At 61.2% G+C, this 18,111-nt stretch carries 15 protein-coding genes and 1 tRNA gene; 8 read left to right on the top strand and 8 right to left on the bottom strand.

Features of this window, described 5'->3' with window-relative positions; translation table 11 throughout:
• Positions 1 to 11: 11 nt before the first annotated feature.
• Both J3U87_RS18465 and J3U87_RS18470 read right to left on the bottom strand, forming a co-directional pair.
• A tRNA-Arg gene (locus J3U87_RS18465) sits at positions 12 to 88 on the bottom strand.
• A gap of 87 nt (positions 89 to 175) precedes the next feature.
• A complete protein-coding gene (locus J3U87_RS18470) occupies positions 176 to 562 on the bottom strand; it encodes a RidA family protein (RefSeq protein WP_237377257.1) in 387 nt (128 codons plus the stop codon).
• Between the two features lie 706 nt (positions 563 to 1,268).
• On the opposite strand from J3U87_RS18470, the gene J3U87_RS18475 reads away from it, so the two are divergent.
• From J3U87_RS18475 to msrA, 4 genes are all read left to right on the top strand, one after another.
• A complete protein-coding gene (locus J3U87_RS18475) occupies positions 1,269 to 2,336 on the top strand; it encodes a DUF2169 family type VI secretion system accessory protein (RefSeq protein WP_237377258.1) in 1,068 nt (355 codons plus the stop codon).
• Positions 2,327 to 3,559 (top strand): DUF4150 domain-containing protein, encoded by a 1,233-nt coding sequence (locus J3U87_RS18480; RefSeq protein ID WP_237377259.1) that lies wholly within the window; start codon positions 2,327 to 2,329, stop codon positions 3,557 to 3,559. The genes J3U87_RS18475 and J3U87_RS18480 overlap by 10 nt, the downstream gene beginning before the upstream one ends.
• 1,228 nt (positions 3,560 to 4,787) lie before the next feature.
• Positions 4,788 to 5,495 carry a uracil-DNA glycosylase family protein gene (locus tag J3U87_RS18485; protein WP_237377260.1) on the top strand — a complete coding sequence of 236 codons (708 nt, stop codon included), beginning with the start codon at positions 4,788 to 4,790 and terminating at the stop codon, positions 5,493 to 5,495.
• 249 nt (positions 5,496 to 5,744) lie between these two features.
• The gene (gene msrA, locus J3U87_RS18490) at positions 5,745 to 6,359 is read left to right on the top strand and encodes a peptide-methionine (S)-S-oxide reductase MsrA (RefSeq protein ID WP_237377261.1); all 615 of its coding nucleotides are present in this window, start codon (positions 5,745 to 5,747) and stop codon (positions 6,357 to 6,359) included.
• Positions 6,360 to 6,479: 120 nt separating this feature from the next.
• Here msrA and J3U87_RS18495 read toward each other — a convergent pair whose 3' ends face one another.
• Together J3U87_RS18495 and truA are read right to left on the bottom strand one after the other, a co-directional pair.
• Positions 6,480 to 8,516 carry an oxidoreductase gene (locus tag J3U87_RS18495; protein WP_237377262.1) on the bottom strand — a complete coding sequence of 679 codons (2,037 nt, stop codon included), beginning with the start codon at positions 8,514 to 8,516 and terminating at the stop codon, positions 6,480 to 6,482.
• Positions 8,517 to 9,000: 484 nt separating this feature from the next.
• Entirely contained in the window at positions 9,001 to 9,921 is a 921-nt protein-coding gene (truA, locus tag J3U87_RS18500) for a tRNA pseudouridine(38-40) synthase TruA (RefSeq protein WP_237377263.1), read from the bottom strand.
• A gap of 94 nt (positions 9,922 to 10,015) precedes the next feature.
• Between truA and J3U87_RS18505 the strand changes: the two genes are divergently transcribed.
• Both J3U87_RS18505 and J3U87_RS18510 read left to right on the top strand, forming a co-directional pair.
• Positions 10,016 to 10,645 (top strand): hypothetical protein, encoded by a 630-nt coding sequence (locus J3U87_RS18505; RefSeq protein ID WP_237377264.1) that lies wholly within the window; start codon positions 10,016 to 10,018, stop codon positions 10,643 to 10,645.
• 13 nt (positions 10,646 to 10,658) lie between these two features.
• Positions 10,659 to 11,135: a PaaI family thioesterase gene (locus tag J3U87_RS18510; protein WP_237377265.1), complete on the top strand. Its 477-nt coding sequence runs from the start codon at positions 10,659 to 10,661 to the stop codon at positions 11,133 to 11,135.
• Between the two features lie 23 nt (positions 11,136 to 11,158).
• Here J3U87_RS18510 and J3U87_RS18515 read toward each other — a convergent pair whose 3' ends face one another.
• The 4 genes from J3U87_RS18515 to J3U87_RS18530 form a co-directional block, all read right to left on the bottom strand.
• Complete coding sequence (locus tag J3U87_RS18515) at positions 11,159 to 12,220, bottom strand: putative sugar O-methyltransferase (protein ID WP_237377266.1); 1,062 nt, start codon at positions 12,218 to 12,220, stop codon at positions 11,159 to 11,161.
• 68 nt (positions 12,221 to 12,288) lie between these two features.
• Entirely contained in the window at positions 12,289 to 13,110 is an 822-nt protein-coding gene (locus tag J3U87_RS18520; protein WP_237377267.1) for a penicillin-binding transpeptidase domain-containing protein, read from the bottom strand.
• A 218-nt stretch (positions 13,111 to 13,328) separates the two neighbouring features.
• Entirely contained in the window at positions 13,329 to 14,651 is a 1,323-nt protein-coding gene (locus J3U87_RS18525; protein WP_237377268.1) for a TRAP transporter large permease, read from the bottom strand.
• Positions 14,648 to 15,220, bottom strand: coding sequence for a TRAP transporter small permease subunit (locus J3U87_RS18530; protein ID WP_237377269.1), 573 nt, complete (start codon positions 15,218 to 15,220; stop codon positions 14,648 to 14,650). The genes J3U87_RS18525 and J3U87_RS18530 overlap by 4 nt, the downstream gene beginning before the upstream one ends.
• 452 nt (positions 15,221 to 15,672) lie before the next feature.
• Here J3U87_RS18530 and J3U87_RS18535 point away from each other — a divergent pair, with 452 nt between their 5' ends.
• Positions 15,673 to 16,800, top strand: coding sequence for a TRAP transporter substrate-binding protein (locus J3U87_RS18535; RefSeq protein ID WP_420038311.1), 1,128 nt, complete (start codon positions 15,673 to 15,675; stop codon positions 16,798 to 16,800).
• Positions 16,801 to 16,988: 188 nt separating this feature from the next.
• Positions 16,989 to 17,876, top strand: a complete 888-nt coding sequence (locus J3U87_RS18540; protein ID WP_237377271.1) for an MBL fold metallo-hydrolase — start codon at positions 16,989 to 16,991, stop codon at positions 17,874 to 17,876.
• Positions 17,877 to 18,111 lie beyond the last annotated feature (235 nt).

Raw genomic sequence — 18,111 nt, forward strand, 5'->3', positions numbered from 1 at the left:
CGAAGGTTGGGTGGTGCGCCCGACAGGAATCGAACCTGTGACCTACGACTTAGGAGGTCGCCGCTCTATCCAACTGAGCTACGGGCGCCTTATGTGAGCTGAGCGCGATGGTCGAACCTTAGCTTGCTCGCCGATCGCTGTCAAGGGGCCCGGGCCAGGGAACCCGGGCACCGCTTCAAGCTGTCGGGACCTGGGCGATACACTCGATCTCGACCAGCACGTCCTTGGGAAGTCGCGCCACCTCCACGCAGGAGCGAGCGGGTTTGTGGTCGCCGAAAAACGCTCCGTAGACCGCGTTGATCTTGCCGAAATCGTCCATGTCCTTGATGAAGAGGGTCGTCTTGATTACGTCCTCCATGCGGCATCCGCCGGCTTGAACCACCGCGGCCAGATTCTCCAGGCACTGCCGGGTTTGGGTTTCCACGTCCTGGCTCACGATTTCGCCGGTCTTGGGATCCATGGCGATTTGGCCGCTCGTGAAGAGCATGTTCCCCGTTCTGCGTGCCTGTACGTAGGGCCCGATCGCGGCGGGAGCTTCGTGGGTGTGAATGATGTCCGACATCTGTATCTCCTTGGTTGATGAGTCCGGATCCCCTCACGAACGAGGTCGATGGAGTTCTGGTCCGCATGTCACATCTTCGCCATGGGACCTATTTGAGAAATGCGAAATTGGCTCGAGAGCGTGCCGTTCGGTCCGAAGGGATTGTCCTGCTTTTGAAACCACTGATCCTAACACGCTTGTGGTGCTCGGTGGGCGCCTTTCGCGGGCGGTTCGACGCGAGCTTTCCCTTTGGGAGCGGCAGGGTTCGGTACATCCTCGTGCCGCGGTGGAGACCAGGCCGTCTCGACCCGTTTCGGACCTAAAAACCCTATAAACATGGGATGGTTTCTCAGGTGCCCGGGTCCCTAAAATAGAGGGCGTCGGGAGGTCTTGACCATCGAGTGATTGCGATGGCGAACCGGGCCTCGTGGCTAATGCTATGTCCTTTGGCCGTTCACTCGATTCGGTCACCTATCACTATTTCATCGAACGTTGGGATTCGGCGGGATTCCGCCTTCCGTCCATTCTGCCGGTTGTCGCGTTTTCGTTCTTTTTCGAGCTGCATCCATGCCCTGTACGGTACCAGGGAGTTTCCCAGGGTTTCACCTTGGCGGGTTGGGGTCGACGATGCCCCGCGCGTTGGGGCCTGACCTTTCGGGCGTCGTGGGGAACCGTGGATCGATCCCGGTCCCGTTGGTCGAATTTTTATGGAGAGCGTGTCAAGCCTATGCAATTACACAACTTCATCCCTTTTCCCATCTTCTGTTTCGAGAATCGCGATCCGGATGGAAACAAGCGTGGGGTCTTTTTGGTACGCGGTACCTTTCGACTCCCCGATCGGGATTCGGGGGCGCCGATCCTGCCCGTTCCCGAGCAGCCCAAAATCGAGTTTCGCGATGTCTTTCGCGGCGATAGCGCCACCACCAGTCTGCTGACGGAAACCGATCTCGCCCCGTTCAAACCCGGGGCGGACATCTATTTCAATGCGACTGCCTATGCACCCGAAGGGCTGCCGGCGCCGGAATGGGATGTGGCCGCTACCTTGGGCACCGCGACGAAGCGGCTACGTGTCACGGGGCCGCGCCATTGGCGTCGCCGTCGCTGGGGTGGTTGGAAGTTGGACGATCCAGAGCCGGTGGACCGCGTGCCATTGACCTATGAGCAGTCCTTCGGTGGGAGCTACACAGGCGGCGATGAAGAGCAGGTCACCTACATGGCCAACCCGGTCGGCAAGGGGTATTTCGACCCCAAGGCGGCGCCCCGCGACCAACCGGTGGCCGCGCCCCAGGTGATGGATCCCGAAGCACCCGTCCACGAACCCGGCGAGCCGATGCGGCCCGAAAGCCTGGCGCCGGTGGCGCGCCACTGGCAGCCCCGCTTGGCGCGTGCCGGCACCATGGACCAGGCCTGGGTCGACCATCGCGCACCGAAATTGCCGGCGGACTACTGCGAGGGCTTCAACAACTGCGCGCACGAGGACCTGATCTACGAGGGCTATCCAGAGGGCGACGAAGACGTCGTGCTTGAAGGGCTCTGTCCGGGAGGCGGTCGCCTGCATTTTGCCTTGCCCCGCTATCGGGTTGGCCTGCTCATGCGTTTTTGCAGCGGTCGTCTTCACATCGTGCCGTTGGTGCTCGACACGATCTATTTCGATTTGCGTGCCGAGAGCCTCTCGGATTTCCGCGTGCATCTCACCTGGCGGGCCAATTATCCCCTGGACGAGCCCATCCGCGTTTTGGAATCGCGGCTGGTGCATCCGGGCCAAACATGGATGGAGCGTGTGACATGGCAGTGAACGAGGGGTGCCGGGCCACCCCGGACGCGTTTGTGATCAATGTGGATCCCGACATCTGCCTCACCCCGATCGGCGGCGATTGGGTGCCGGTGCCCTACACCATCATCGGCTTTTTCGGGGACGTGGCCAACGCCTCCGGAGACGTACAATTCACCGGCCAGGCTGCCACCAACATGGACTGTTTCATCCCCGCGGTCATCGGCAACGAGGCCGGCACCGGTGGCGGCGTCAAGAGCGGCGTGAACCTGGGTGCCTGCCGGCCGTCCACGGCCTGCCGCACGGTGTTCGTCAACGGCCAACAGGTCGTGTTTCACACCAGCACCATGGACATGAATTGCAATGGATTGATGGGTGTCCACAATTGCGTGGGTGTCGTCGCCTATTTGGTGAGCCCGCCGGTGAGTGCCACGATCCAGCCGGACGGCACCATCGTCGGCGACACCAATCCCGTGGCTCCGCTGACTCCCGAGGAACAGAGCTGGTGGGACATGTCTTTTTCCGACAAGGTCACGGACACCGCCAATCGGGTCGTGGGCGTGCTCATTTTCGCCGGAGGTGCGCTGGAGACCGCAGCCGGGGTCGCCATGGTCACCGCGGGCGGTGGCGCTTCGGGAACGGGTGTCGGTGCATTGCCCGGCGTGCCGGTGATGATCTTCGGCGGGGTCGTGACCTTGCACGGGATCGATACCATGCAGTCGGGTGCGCGTCAGGCGTGGACCGGGGAGCTGACCAACACCCTCACCCAAGACGGCATCGATTACCTGGTGTATGGGGACGAGGTTCCCGAGCACGGCATCACCGTCGGTCTGATCGCCGATTTCGGGGTCGGACTCGGCGGCGGGCTCGGCAAGAACCTACTCGAGGAAGGGGGAGAAGTCACCGCGGAGTTGATCATCAAAAACCACGAGGCGGCATTCGCGGCCTGGCTGAATCTGCGCACACGGCTCGAGATCTACGATCAACTTGATCGCATGAACGACGGCCGCGCTCCGATCGATGCGCCGCCGCCCGTGAACTTTGGCGGTGGGCCTCAGCCTGCGCCGACGCCTTCTCCGCCGGCGGTGCCTGCGCCCGAGCCGGTCGCCACGCCGGGCGCCTCCACCCCGACCTCGACCGCGCCACCGGCCGCGACACCCGCGCCCACGGCGACGCCGAGCCCAACGGCGGCGCCGACGCCTTCCGCAACCCCGACGCCTTCCGCAACCCCGACGCCGTCGCCGTAGTCGAGGCCCGGAAGTACCCGAATCCTTCGGCTGTGCTGGTTCCCCCGAGCAAAGTCGCTTCGAAGTGCCCGCGAGCGCGCATGCGACGCAAGGCCTGTAGGTTGGCCCGCTGGGCCGACGCGTCGAAGCAACCCAAGCAACGACAACCAATTGCGCCAAAGAGCGAAAGCCGATTTCCTCCCTCGCGCTGCGCCAGCGAAGCCGTAAGGTCCAGGGTTCCCGCATCGTGAAAGGGTCGCAAGGCCTGTAGGTTCACCAGCTTGGTGAACCAATCGAAGTGAACCCTGTGGCAACGTAGAGCAACGCCAAAGAGCGGAGCGAGCTCATTCGGGTGGGAGCAGTAAAGGCCTGGATGAACAATACCTGGTGGCGTAACACACTGATGAAGTGTGGGTTGCTCCGATCGGTCGAGTTAGCATCCTGCGCGGCCTGGCTCAACCTACAGACCTGGATTCTCTCTCCGCATGCGGGAACAGCGAGGATGGATGCTTTGGGATGGATGTTTCGGGAAAGGTAGGCAAGGCCTTGGGATGGCGCTTCATCGAGGATTGCGTTACTTCGAGGTGTCGACCCAGCACCCTGGCCGGGCCCGAAACCTACAGCGACGACGCCTCTCTCGGCATGCGGGAACTACGAGGCAATGCACTTCGGCGGAGAACCTTCCGCGAAGGAACCGGCTCCGCTCTTGGGCATCCCGATTCACTGTAGGTTGGGCCGCTTCGATTGGTTCACCAAGCTGGTGAACCTACAGGCTTTACGTCGCTTACGGGCGGGCGGGCTCTTCGGTCGCAGTCTTTTGGCGAAACCTTTGGCTCCGCTCTCTGGCATCGCACTAAGTCGTTACCTGAATCACTTCGAAGTGTCGGCCCAGCGGGCCAACCTACAGGCCTTTCGACCCCTCTCACGATGCGGGCACTTTGATTTTGCGGCTTCGGATTGGGGGCCGCGAGGGAGATTCTGTGCTTCGCTCTTTGGCGCAATGGATTGTCGTTGCTTGAGTTACTTCGAAGTGTCGGGCACGGCCGGTATGGCTGGCAGCCCAACCTACAGGCTTTACTGCCCTCTCACGATGCGGGAATCACTGGGGTGATCACCTCGAAGAAACAGGGGACAGGCGGACGGCTCTCTCGCCGTTCGAGAGCCTCGTGTCAGGACGGCGAACACGGAGCGATCCTTTTGTGGTTTACTTGTGCTTTTCGCCCCGTACACTTCGCTCAAGGAGGCATCCGTGGATAGAGAAGCCCGACGCCTGGCCTTTCGAAGCTTGGCCGCTGAGTTGGACAAGCTGGATCTTCCCGTGTACGAGTCCTTCGGGAAGGATCCCTTGGAGCCGATCATCGGTTTCGGCCCGGCCCAGGCCCGTCTCTGCATTTTTGGTCGCGATCCTGGCCGCGAGGAAGTTCGCCACGGCATGCCCTTCGTGGGGGCCGGCGGTCAGAAGGTCCGAGCCGAGCTGTACCGCGCTTGGTTCGGCACCGAGATGCCCGATTTCGAGGCCTCGATCGCCATTGGCGACAACGTCTTCTGGGCCAACACCATGCCCTACAAGCCCCTCGGCAACAAGGCCTGGTCCCAGGCCGTCAAAAAGCGGGGCCGGTCGCTGATGGCCGATGTGCTCTTGCACGAGTGGACCGGGGAAGACGTGGTGACCCTGGGCCGCGAAGCGTTTCTCTGGTTCGGCATCGGTGTCGACCGCGCGGCACGCAAACAGCTCGAGGCGTTCTGGCAACGAGAGGACCGCTTCGAGACCTCGTTCGAATGGACACTGCAAGGTGAGGACGGCGAAGCGCGCACGTTGCGGTTGCATCCCTTGCCTCATCCCTCTCCCTTGAACGCCACGTGGTACCGGCGATTTCCGGAGTTGTTGGCGGCACGGCTGGGGCAACTGGCGTGGGGTCGCGATCGTTGGGAGCGGAGCCCTTCGCCGCCTCGATGACCTGGTTCGGCGGGCCATTCGAGCCGGCCGCCATACAGGCCGCGCGTCATGGACGTCCGCGATGCCCGGATGTGAGCCTGGCGACATTTATCCCGCTACCTTCGAGGACGGGGGAATGTGTGGCCCTCGATGAGAGTTCTTTTCTCTACGGCACGTGGTTTAATGAAACCAAAACACGAGTGCCCAAATTTTTCCGCCAGGGGGGATGCCGTGAAAAGAATGCGAGACGCCAGGAGTTGGCGCTTCCCTATGTTTGGGTTACTGATTTGGATGGTGGCCGGCGCCTCGATTGCCGGCGAGACCCAATCGAAATTGCAAAAAGAGGGGACAGCTATGGAGAAAGCCACATTCGGTGCCGGTTGCTTTTGGTGTGTCGAGGCCGTGTTCGAACGCCTGAAGGGCGTCGAGACCGTCGAATCCGGCTACACCGGTGGCCACACCAAAAATCCGACCTATAAGGAAATCTGTACCGGCAGGACCGGCCATGCCGAGGTCGTCCAGATCACCTTCGATCCCAAGGTCGTATCGTTCGGGGAACTGCTCGAAGTCTTTTGGAAGACCCACGATCCCACGACTCTCAACCGCCAGGGCAATGACGTGGGCACCCAATACCGCAGTGCGGTCTTCTACCACGACGACCAGCAAAAGGCCGAAGCCGAGAAGTACAAGAAGAAGTTGGATGAGGCCGGCGTTTTCGACGATCCCATCGTGACCGAAATCAGCCCATTGGGTGTCTATTACGCCGCAGAAAACTACCACCAGGAATATTTCGAGCAGAATCCCAACCAACCCTACTGCCGGTTGGTGATCGCACCGAAGGTCGACAAATTCGAAAAGGTGTTCAAGGACAAGCTCAAAAAATAAGCGATCCCATGGTCCGGGGCCGCGCTTGGAAGAGCCCTGGCGACCTCGATCTCGAAAGTCGATGGGTCCCGATCGTGGTTCGCCGGCGCTGCCGGCAACCGGATCGGAACCCTTTTTGGATCAGAGGGCCGCGGCCAGCCGGCTGCCTTCGTCGATGGCGCGTTTGGCATCCAGTTCCGCCGCGAGTTTGGCGCCGCCGATGAGGTGGTTCGGCACACCGGCCGCTTCCAGCGGCCCCTGCAGTTCCCGCATAGGCTCCTGACCGGCACAGACGATGATGTGGTCCACTTCCAGAACGCGCTCCTCCGTTTCGCCCATGACCACGTGCAATCCGTTATCGTCGATCTTGCGGTAGGAGATCCCGGCCAGCATGTCCACCTTGCGGTTTTTGAGCGATCGGCGGTGAATCCAACCGGTGGTCTTGCCGAGGGTTTTGCCCAATTGGCTCTGCTTGCGCTGCAACAGGTAGATCTTGCGCGGCGAGGTGGGGATTTGCGGCTCCACCCCGGCGATGCCGCCCCGTGCCTCCAGGTTGGGGTCGACCCCCCATTCCCGCAGAAACGCGTTGGGTTCCGTGTTTTGGTGACCGGCGGGATGCGTCAGGAACTCGGCCACGTCGAACCCGATGCCGCCGGCACCGATGATGGCGACCCGTTGACCGACCTCCGCGCCGCGATACAGCACGTCGATGTAGGAAAGTACCTTGGGATGGTCGATACCCTCGATGCCTGGCGTGCGTGGTTTGATGCCGGTGGCGAGGATGACCTCGTCAAATTTCTCGTCGATCAGTTGCGTGGCATCGACGCGGTGTTCGAGGTGGAGCTTCACACCCGTGACCTCGATTTGGCGTTGAAAGTATCGCAGCGTTTCGTGGAATTCCTCTTTGCCCGGGATGCGCTTGGCCATGTTGAATTGGCCGCCGATCTCCGGAGCCGCGTCGAACAGGTGGGTTTCGTGGCCGCGGCGTGCCGCCACCGTTGCCGCGGCAAGGCCCGCGGGTCCGGCGCCCACCACCGCGATCTTCTTCTTTTTGGCGGTGGGTTCGTAATTCAGTTCCGTTTCGTTGCAGGCGCGCGGGTTGACCAGGCAGCTCGCCGCCTGATTCTTGAAAACGTGGTCCAGGCAGGCCTGATTGCAGGCGATGCAGGTGTTGATCTCGTCCTCGCGGCCCTGCTCGGCCTTGATCACGAAATCGGCATCGGCAAGGAAGGGGCGGGCCATCGAGACCATGTCGGCATGGCCTTCGGCCAAGATTTTTTCGGCCACTTGCGGCATGTTGATGCGGTTGGTCGTGATCAGCGGAATCTTCACTTCCTGCTTCATCTTGCGGGTGACCCAGGTGAACGCCGCCCGGGGGACCATCGTGGCGATCGTGGGGACCCGGGCTTCGTGCCAGCCGATGCCGGTGTTGATGATCGTGGCGCCCGCCGCTTCGATGGCCTTGGCCAGTTGCACCACTTCGTCCCATTGGCTGCCGTCGTGGATCAGGTCGAGCATCGAGAGCCGGAAGATGATGATGAAATCGCGGCCTACGGCTTCCCGGGTGCGGCGTACGATTTCCACGGCGAAGCGCATGCGGTTCTCGTAGGCTCCGCCCCAGTGGTCGGTGCGGTGGTTGGTGTGCTTCACCAGGAATTGATTGATCAGGTACCCTTCCGAACCCATGATTTCTATCCCGTCGTAGCCCGCTTCTTGGGCCAGGGTGGCGCAACGCACGAAATCGCTGATTTGCTTTTCTACGCCGCGGGCGCTGAGGCCCCAGGGTTTGAACGGGCTGATGGGCGACTTGATGGGCGAGGGCGCCACCGCCAGGGGGTGGTAGCCGTAGCGGCCCGCGTGCAGGATCTGCATGCAGATTTTCCCACCTTCGGCGTGAACTGCCTTGGTCACCAGTTGGTGGCGGGCGACTTCGCCTCGACGCGTCAGTTTCCCCGAGAGGGGGGCGACCCAGCCGGCGCGGTTTGGGGCGATGCCGCCGGTCACGATCAGGCCCACACCGCCGCGGGCCCGTTCGGCGAAATAGGCGGCGAGTTTGGGGTAGTCCTTGGCGCGATCTTCCAATTTGGTGTGCATCGACCCCATCAGGGTCCGATTGCGAATCGTGGTGAAGCCCAGGTCGAGCGGGGCGAGGAGGTGGGGGTATTTCTGGGAACTCATATGCGGCAAACTCCGAAGTGACAGAGTCGAAACGTTGGTGGAAAAGCGGGTTTCGTTCCGCCCTGATCGACCCGATCGAATCGACGAGCCGGACGAGGAAACCCGTGCTCCCGAAATCCGCCCGGTCCCGAAAGCGAAGCGGCAAGCCGACACGACCGCGGTGACCGAAGGATGGCGAAGCCAGGGAAGGGAGCGGGCCGTCCTATGTGGATCCGAAAAAAGAGGGATCCGCATAGGGAGCGGCGAAGTGGGAGGGTATGGATGAATCCGACGTGAATAAAAAGCGAAAAGGGTCGCGGGAAACATTGGCTGTGTTCATCGTCATCAAATGCTGTTGAGATGTGGGGGTGGGTCCCGCGACCGAATTAAAATGAATAGTAGCTCATAATTTTACAGTTTGCACCTGTCTTTTGATCGGAGCCCCTTAAAGTGCTTGATTCAATGGCCTTGTTCTGTAAGGGAGGTGGTCCGTCCTCGATCTCGATCAGCCGTCCTGTTCCGACCGTCCGGGCAATGGGGGGGCCGGCGAGGCGGTGACTCTCTTTTCGCCCGCTCGGGCTTTCGATTCCGCGCCGATGGGTGCGCCCAGGAATGTCTGAAAGGCCTCGCTTTTGGGGCTGAAACCCAACGGATCCTCTTCGTAGTAGACCTCGAACAAGTGAAGTCCGGTGGCAGGAGCCGTTTCGCCCATGTCCACCCGGTTGCCGCGATTCAGCCGTTCTCCGAAATCTTCCGCGGCCCATTCACCGGTACCGACTCGCTTCAGCGAGCCGGCCATGTTGCGCACCATCAGATACAGAAAGTGGTGGCCGAGCACGTCGAAGGTCACCAGGGAGCCATGGCGCCGTACCCGGGTGGCGAAAATCGTGGTTTCGCTGTTGGGACGGTGGTCCTTGCACGATTGAAGGGCCTTGAAGCAGCGCGTGCCTACCAATTGCTCGGCCGCGCGGGCCATGGCTTCGACGTCCAGGGGTTCGGCGCAGGCGGTGACGTAGGGTGCGATGAAGGGCGAGGCCAGGTTTTGCCAGGCGTTGAAGGCGGTCGTGCCGGGCGGATTGAGGAAGAAGTAGCCGTAGTGTTTGGCGCGGGCGTGGTGACGTGCCTGGAAACCCGGCGGCCGCTCGCATACTTCCAGCAACTGAATGTCTGGCGGAAGCAGTCGTTCGAGGGCCCGTTGCAGCCCCTCCAGCGGAATCGGATGCTCGATTTGGAACGAGACGCGTTGATCGTGGGCGTGCACACCCGCATCGGTTCGGCTACACCCAACGGTTTTGATCTTTGCCAGCTTCAGGATTCGCTTGAGAACCGCGGCGACCTCGCCCTGAACCGTCCTGGCACGTGGTTGGATCTGCCAGCCATGGAATCCAGCGCCGTTGTAAGCGATTCGCAATTCGAGGTTTCGCATCGGGGTCTTTTGATTTACCATTATAGGACCGTTTTACGCAAAAGTTCCGGGTCGTTTAGGACCTTGATCTCACAGAGGGTGGTGACGGGCGCATATGATTACTGGCTTCAACACCGACGTCAGACACAAGTCCAAAGTCTATCATGTCCAGACCGAGGACAAAGGCCGCAGCAATCCCAAGATCGAGTCACTCGTGTACGTGGGCGGCGAGATATTGGACAGCTACCAGACCTCCTACGAGCAAAAGAAGTCCGATCTTTCCGAGGACGAAATCATGGAGCTTCTGGAAGCCCAACACAAACGGGTGATTCGGGAAATCAAGACCGGACACTACGATTCGCCGGATGACTTTCCGGAAGATGTGCTGACCCATCGCGAGTTGGACGAGCTGATCATCGACTATTTGAACAGCGAGCCGCCCTTGGACCAGTTGAAGCTGGTGGTCAACGGGCTGTCCACGTTGCGGGCCCGGACCGATGCCGCGCTGAAGGTGGAAGCCCGCATGGTGACGGCAGGCGATCCCGTGCCCGACGCCCACGTTCGGGTCAAGTTGATGCGCAAGGGCATGCAGACCCAGGATCTCGGGGAGAGCCACACCGATCAGACGGGACAGGCGCTCGTCAACGTGAACCTGCCCGACTACACCATGGGCGAGGCCGCCGTGGTGGTGCAGGGCATCAGCGAGTTCGGCGTGGCCGAACAGCGCTACCTGCTGCGGCACTGATTTCGAGCCGCCCATGTCCGAAGCCTTCACATCCGGCGCATCCGGGGCTGCCGAACCGCAGGCGGGCGGCTTCGACCTGGAGCGCGCTCGGGCAATTTTCGAACGCGCCGCCTTCGTGCGCCACTTGGGCATCGAGCTGGTCGCGTTGGAACGCGGCCTCGTGGAGACCCGTCTCGCCATCCGGCCCGAACATCTGCAGCAGGATGCCTTCATTCACGCCGGCGTGCAGACCACCTTGGCCGATCACACCGCGGGCGGTGCGGCCGGGACCGTGGCGCCGCCGGGATTCATCGTCCTGACCGCCGAGTTGAAGATCAATTTGTTGCGTCCGGCGGTGGGCGCCTGGCTGCGTTGTGTCGGTCGCGTGATCAAGCCCGGCCGGTCGCTGATCGTGGCCGAGGCCGAAGTCTACGCACCGCGGGAGCCCGATCGCGAGGTTCTGGTCGCCAAGTTGATGTCCACCTTGGCCGTGGTTCCCGAACCCAAGTAGGCAGGTCGGCGGTACCCGTCGATTTACGGAGCGAGGCCCTTGCGGCGGAACACCATGACCTCCGATTCGAACCCCTGTTCGGTGGTCTCCCCGAAGATGTCCGCATTCAAGGCCACGACGTCGAACCCACTGAAATACTGGATGTAATGGTCGCGGGTGGTTTGCTGCTTCACCCCGACATCCGTTTCCGATTGGGCCGACGGTTTACCGTGCCGGCTGTTTTTCAGCAGCAGGTAGTGGCTTACCAGGCCGTCGAGGTGTTTGGCGTAATTGGCGACCACTTCCGGTTCCATTTCCTGAAACGAGGAGCTGTTGGCGAAGAGTTGGAAGTTACCCTTGACCTTCGGGAGCTGCCAGGGGCAGATGACCGCGGCGCGAAACTCGTTGGCGCGCAACCATTCGATGTCGATCGTTCCTTGATCGCGGGTCTGGTCGTAGGTCGCGACCGCATTCGGCCCGAACAAGGTCTCCAAATACCAACTGGAGATGTAGGCGGTGGGCGGAATGTCGATATTTAGGTAGAAGTACTTTTTCGAATGGGAGCGCAGGAAGATCTCGCCCAGGGAGCCGAATCCCCCGCCGATCTCGAGGACGTTCGTAATGGGTTTGGTGTCGACGTGTTTCTTGAGGAAAGCCAGGCACTTGAGGTAACGCAACATGGCGAAGCCGAAGCTTTTGCCGCTGAAATGGTGCTGTTCTACGGGGCAGCCCGCCGCGGACTCGAAGACCTGATCGAAGGCCGGCGGTTGGTGGCTGTCGGCCGCGCAGAAGATCTCCCAATCGCGTTTGGCTTCCACGCTCCCGTTCAGGTGTCCCAAAAAGAGTCGGGCCAGGTCCGGATTGCTGGCGGCCAGTTGTTGAATCGCCTGATCCGTGGCTTCGCGATTCAACAGGTATTCGCGCTTGATGTAGGTGGGCACGTACATGTCCAGTGCGCTCATGTGCGACCGGAACTGAGTGACGCCGTGTCGCTTCAGGTCGGCCAGGATCGGTTTCATGGCGTTGGACCAGAACAGCGTGGGACGAAAGAGTTCGGGTGCCTTGGCCATGTCGGCCAACATCAGGTCGAGGGTATTGGGATTCATGGGAGACCTCGAATGGGGCATTCTGGGAACGGGCGGCCTCGGGACCACCCGTACCGGACGAAATCGGGTCAGCTCATCAGGTTCATGTGGCGCAACACGGCCTTGACCAACTCGATCCGCGCATGCTTGATCTGATCGAACGTATCGCCTTCGAGCTTGAGGACATACACGAAGGTTCTCGGTCCGCGTTCCAGGTAGCCCACCAGCCACCCGACCTTCTTCTTGTCGGGCATGGTGCAGAGGCCGGTTTTCCCACTGAAGCGGTAGTCCTTTTGGTTGTCGAGTACCAATACGTCTTTGAGGATGGCGGTCGTCTTCTCCGAAACGCCCAGCTTTTCACGGTAGAACCGTTCCATGAAGTCGAGCTGTTCGTTGGGCGAGATGGCGAAGTCGCCCTTGATCCAGAAAATGTCGGGTCCCGCGGAGAAGTCACCGTTGCCGTAGTCGAACTTGGTGAGCCACTGCTGCATGCGCTTGGGGCCCACGTGTCCGGCCAGGGTGCGGTAGTACCACACGATCGAGTGTTTCATGGCCTGCCGCAGGGTGGCCGGGGAGCGTTCCCAAGAGCGCGGCCACCAATCTTCGGCGGGGAATTTGAGGGGGTCGCGCTTGATTTTGGTATCGGCATCCTGGAGGATGCCCAATTCGAGACCGATGATGCTGTGCGGAATCTTGAAGGTCGAACAAGGGAGGCAGCCGCGATCGAGGGCTTCGTCGTTGAATCGCCACATCTGGCCGCTTTCGAGTTCCTTCATGACGAAGGTGGCCTGGTGGTTTTCGAAGATCTTCGCGAAATCGGGCGAGGGTAGCGTGCGATGGGTTTCGGAGGCTTGGAGCGGGAAACAGGTCGCGGCCAGTACGGCCAAGATCGAGTGAAAGATGGGTTTCATGTGGAACTCCTACGGGCAACGGCTGAATGGGAGCCCGGCCGAGTTGGCAAGTGAGGCCGGGTTCCGTGGGATCGCCATTGTGGCGCGGCTGTTTGAAAGGAGCGTGAAAGGGGCCGGGAGTCTTTTGAAACCAATGTGAAGCGTATGTGAAGTCGGGCGCCGAATTGGACTTGGCTGGATTGCACGGCCTGCATGGGAGACCGACACACGCCGTGCGATCAATCGATGAAAGCGGTGACGATGTCCGGGAAGAGGACGATCATCAACAACCCGAAGAGTTGAATGCCGATGAACGGAATGGCGCCTTTGTAGATTTGGGTGGTCGCCACTTCCGGTGGCGCCACGCCGCGTAGGTAGAAGAGGGCGAATCCGAAGGGCGGGGTCAGAAACGAAGTCTGCAGGTTCATGCCGATCATGACGCCGAACCAGACCATGTCGATGCCGAGGATTTTGGCGGCGGGGGCCAGCAGGGGGATGATGATGAAGGCGATCTCGAAAAAGTCGATGAAGAAACCGAGTACGAAGATCGCCAGATTGGCGACGAGCAACAGGCCGATTTTGCCGCCCGGCAAATTCGTCAGCAAATCCTCGATCCAAATGTCGCCGTAAAGACCGCGGAACACGAGCGCGAAGGCGGTCGAGCCAATCAGGAGGAACACGACCATCGAGGTCAGCCGCATGGTGTAGTCCATGGTCTCCTTGAGGCGGGTCAAGGTCAGGCGGCGGTTCAACGCGGCCAGGATGATGGCGCCGACCGCGCCCAGGGCCCCGGCTTCGGTCGGTGTGGCCACCCCGGCGAAAATGCTGCCCAGTACCAGGAGAATCAACGCCAGTGGCGGAATCAGGACCAAGACGACTTGCTTGAGCAGGGCTTTGCCCTGAAGTTCGCGGGCCTCCGGGGGAAGTGCGGGCATGGCTTCGGGTTTGACGAGGGCCACCGCGACGGCGAACAGGGCGTAGAGGCCGGCGAGCATGAGGCCCGGGCCGAGCGCGCCGCGGAACAGGTCGTTGACCGAGATGCCCAACTGATCGGCCAGAACGACCAGGACCACGCTGGGCGGGATGATCTGACCCAGCGTGCCCGAGGCGGTGATCAGGCCGGCCGAGATCTCGCGCGAATACCCGTAGCGCAACATGACCGGCATCGAGATCATGCCCATGGCGACCACGGAGGCGCCCACGACGCCGGTAGCGGCGGCCAGGAGCGCGCCGACGAAAACCACGGCCAGGCCCAGCCCGCCGCGCAGGGGGCCGAACAGCATGCCGATGGTTTTGAGCAGATCCTCGGCGAGGCGCGATTTTTCCAGCATGGCGCCCATGAAGATAAAGAAGGGAACCGCCAGCAGTACATAGTTGGACATGACGCCGAAGGTGCGGTTGGAAAGTGCAAAAAGCAGGTGCCAGTCGAAAAAGCCCGCTTCCACGCCGACGAAGGCGAAAATCAGGGCCGTCCCGCCCAGGGAAAAGGCCACCGGGTAGCCGCTGAAAATCAGCAGGAACGCCACCGCGAACATCAGGGGGCCGAGCCAGGATTCGGTCATAGTATGTCACCCAAGTGGGGATTGTCGGGGTCGTCTTCGTGGGACTTGGTGGACCTGCCCGTGATGACGCTCAGGTTGTGGATCAATTCGGAGACCCCCTGCACCATGAGCAGCAGAAACGCGATGGGGATCAGCGTCTTGATCGGGTAACGCGGCAGTCCGCCCGGGTCCGGCGACATCTCGCGCACGCTCCATGAGTTGACCATCGAGGGCCAGGACACCGTGATCATCAAAGCGCAGAACGGAAAAAAGAAGATCAGGGTGCCGACGAGGTTGATCCAGGCCTGCCCCTTGGGCGACAACTTTCCGTAGAGCACGTCGACGCGCACGTGCTCGCCGTGTTTGAGGGTGTACCCGGCGCCGAGGAGGAAGACCGCACTGAACAGGTACCATTGGGTCTCGATGAAGGCGTTGGAGCTGAGGGCCACGGTCGTCATCGGGTCCAGGTAGCGGGCGACCGCGTTGTAGGCGCCGAACCCGACCATCGCCAGCGTCAACCAGAGTAGGGCGCGACCCAGTCGCTCGGTGAGGCCGTCGATGGCGGCGGCGATGTTCATGAGAACGTCCATGAGGAGTCACTTCCGTGGATGCCCGAGGCGGTGGTGTTCGGGAATTCTTGCAAAGTTCCCGAACGCAGGTCAAGCGGGACGAGGCTCGGGGCGGCGAAACCCGGTGATTCGGGCGAAATCGCGAATGGACCCTGCCGAAAGCATCGAGCGTGGCACGGCTGAACCGGGGTGGATTGGTCGTTGCGGATGCCGTCTTCCTTCACTACAATGGCCGCAACTCCAGGTATCCGATCCAGTGTTCAACGACTCCGTGCGAGCTGCGCCTCGTCTGATGCCCGGGGGCGGAACCATCCGATTTCCGCGACCCCCATCCGACCCATTCCAATCGAAGCGTCCTCGAAGTGGGCGGGCTCCGAATTCGGTGCCGTCCGCCGAGAGGCGATCTTCAGGTCAGGGAGACCAACATGAGCCACGATCAACGTCCCGAACCTTCCGCCGCCCATCCTCGGACCATGGAACGCCGCGGCTTTTTGAAAAAGGCAGCCGCGGGTCTTACCGGCGCCGCACTCGTGACCCACGGCTGTGGGTCCAGCTCGCCGAACGCCAATGGCGAAGGCCCTTCCATCAAAACCAGCCCCAAGGTCATGTGGCGACTCGCTTCCAGTTATCCCCGATCGTTGGACACGATCTACGGCGCCGCCGACGTCCTGGCCAAGCGATTGAGCGAATTGACTTCCGGCCGGTTCACCGTGCGGCCCTATCCGGCCGGTGAACTGGTTCCGGCGATGGAGGTCATGGATGCGGTGCAGCAGGGCACCGTCCAACTGGCGCATTCGGCCAGCTACTATTTCAAAGGGAAAAACCCGGCCCTGGCTTTCGATTGCACGATTCCCTTCGGGCTCACGGCCCGCCAGCAAAACGCTTGGCTGAGCCATGCCGGCGGTTTGGAGCTGATGCGTGAGGTGTTTTCCGACTTCAACATCATCAATTTTCCCGCCGGCAATACCGGCATTCAGATGGGCGGCTGGTTCCGTCGTGAAATTCAATCCGTCGCCGACATCAACGGCCTCAAGATGCGGATCCCCGGGCTCGGTGGCGAAGTCATGAGCCGCATGGGCGCCACCGTCCAGGTTCTGGCGGGCGGCGACATCTTCCCGGCGCTCGAGCGCGGCGCCATCGACGCGACCGAATGGGTGGGTCCCTATGACGACGAAAAACTGGGCTTCTACAAGGTCGCCAAATACTACTATTATCCCGGCTGGTGGGAACCCGGACCCAACCTCTCGTTTCTCGTGAACAAGGATGCCTGGGCCAAGCTTCCCAGCGAATATCAGCACGCCTTCGAGGTGGCCGCCGCCGAAGCCAACGGGGCCATGCTCGGAAAATACGACGCGTTGAATCCACCGGCCCTGGAACGCCTGCTCCAGCAAGGTGTGCAGTTGCGCCCCTTTGCCCAGGACATCGTCGCGTTGGCGCGCCAGACCGCCTTCGATTTGATGGAAGAGCTGTCGGGCGCGGATGCGAGCTATCGCAAGGTGTTCGAACCATGGAAAGCCTTTCGCGATCAGAGCTACCGCTGGTTCGCCACGGCCGAAGCCTCCTTTACCGCCTGGGCCGCCAAGGAAGCGCAGCCCGGCTGAGGCCCGTCCCCCGAGACCTGGTTCCGTGCCCATCCAGGCCGCTTCGATAGCGGCGAGGTTTTCACGGCTGGATGGGCTCCGGATCACCAGGCGGTGGCATTCGTGTTACATTCAAGCCTTTACCGCCCTTTGTCCCAACCGGCATTTCGCCTTCGTTGCGACCATCTCTCGATCGAGGAGTTCCCTTCATGAAGTTCCGCCATGCGTTTCTCTGTTTTTCGATGTTCATCTCGGCAATGGGTGCGGGCCTGTTCGCCGCCGACGAGATCCACATCTCCTACACCCAGATGCGACCGAACCTCTTCATGTTGGAAGGCGCGGGCGGCAATATGGTGCTCTGCCGTGGCGAAGACGGATTGTTTTTGGTGGACGACCAGGTTTCGGCGGTCAGCGAAAAGGTCAAAAAGGCGATCAAGGCCATCGAGCCGGGACCGCTGCGCTTCATTCTGAACACCCATTGGCACCACGACCACACGGGCGGCAACGAGTACTTTCGCAAAGGTGGAACCCTGACCGTGGCGCACCGCAACGTGCGCAAACGCATGATGAAGAAAAACGTGGTCGAAGCCCTCAAACGCGAATTGGAGGCTTCTCCCGAGGGCGCGTTGCCGGTGATCACCTTCAGCAAAGAGATGACCTGGCACTACAACGGCGAGGAAATTCAGATCTACCACGTGCCGAACGCCCATACCGACGGCGATTCGATCGTGTTCTTCAAGACCAGCAACGTGGTCCACATGGGCGACGTGTTCTTCAACGGCCTCTATCCGTTGATCGACTACAGCTCCGGCGGCACCATCAAGGGCATGATCTCGGCCGTCAAGCGCGTGCTCAAGCACGTGGATTCCGATACGCAAATCGTCCCCGGCCACGGTCCCCTCGGTACCAAATGGGATCTCGTCACCTACCTCCAGATGCTGGAACACGTGCGCGACAAGGTCTCGGCCATGAAAAAGCAGGGCAAGAAGCTGTCCGAGATCAAGGCGGCCAAGATCACGGCCGAGTGGGATGCAACCTGGGGTACCAAGTGGCTCACGCCCGATCAGTTCATCGAGATCGCCTACCGCTCGATATGACGAGCGCCCGAGCAGAAACGGAATGGTTGCCCCTTTCGTGGTGGTTTGGCTGGATGGGCACGGCTGCGGCCATGGGGTGCCATGGTTTTGACAAGTTGCTTTCTTTCAGGTGATTAACTGGTGCCTGATGCCTGGGCCTTGCCGCTGGTTTGTGGAGAGAACCTGCCGATTCCATGGAATCATTTAAAAAACCCGTTTCCGGATGGGTGGCAACCAGCGCGGATTCAAACCGATT

The organism is Sulfidibacter corallicola (assembly GCF_017498545.1).
Classification (GTDB): domain Bacteria; phylum Acidobacteriota; class Holophagae; order Acanthopleuribacterales; family Acanthopleuribacteraceae; genus Sulfidibacter; species Sulfidibacter corallicola.

Bases quoted from the DNA above. Each gene is read 5' to 3' on its own strand.
- J3U87_RS18495 (WP_237377262.1), bottom strand. From the start codon at position 8,516: ATGAGTTCCCAGAAATACCCCCACCTCCTCGCCCCGCTCGACCTGGGC.
- J3U87_RS18535 (WP_420038311.1), top strand. From the start codon at position 15,673: ATGGAACGCCGCGGCTTTTTGAAAAAGGCAGCCGCGGGTCTTACCGGC.
- J3U87_RS18530 (WP_237377269.1), bottom strand. From the start codon at position 15,220: ATGGACGTTCTCATGAACATCGCCGCCGCCATCGACGGCCTCACCGAG.
- J3U87_RS18505 (WP_237377264.1), top strand. From the start codon at position 10,016: ATGATTACTGGCTTCAACACCGACGTCAGACACAAGTCCAAAGTCTAT.
- J3U87_RS18520 (WP_237377267.1), bottom strand. From the start codon at position 13,110: ATGAAACCCATCTTTCACTCGATCTTGGCCGTACTGGCCGCGACCTGT.
- J3U87_RS18515 (WP_237377266.1), bottom strand. From the start codon at position 12,220: ATGAATCCCAATACCCTCGACCTGATGTTGGCCGACATGGCCAAGGCA.
- J3U87_RS18510 (WP_237377265.1), top strand. From the start codon at position 10,659: ATGTCCGAAGCCTTCACATCCGGCGCATCCGGGGCTGCCGAACCGCAG.
- truA (WP_237377263.1), bottom strand. From the start codon at position 9,921: ATGCGAAACCTCGAATTGCGAATCGCTTACAACGGCGCTGGATTCCAT.
- J3U87_RS18480 (WP_237377259.1), top strand. From the start codon at position 2,327: ATGGCAGTGAACGAGGGGTGCCGGGCCACCCCGGACGCGTTTGTGATC.
- J3U87_RS18470 (WP_237377257.1), bottom strand. From the start codon at position 562: ATGTCGGACATCATTCACACCCACGAAGCTCCCGCCGCGATCGGGCCC.
- J3U87_RS18475 (WP_237377258.1), top strand. From the start codon at position 1,269: ATGCAATTACACAACTTCATCCCTTTTCCCATCTTCTGTTTCGAGAAT.
- msrA (WP_237377261.1), top strand. From the start codon at position 5,745: ATGTTTGGGTTACTGATTTGGATGGTGGCCGGCGCCTCGATTGCCGGC.
- J3U87_RS18525 (WP_237377268.1), bottom strand. From the start codon at position 14,651: ATGACCGAATCCTGGCTCGGCCCCCTGATGTTCGCGGTGGCGTTCCTG.
- J3U87_RS18540 (WP_237377271.1), top strand. From the start codon at position 16,989: ATGAAGTTCCGCCATGCGTTTCTCTGTTTTTCGATGTTCATCTCGGCA.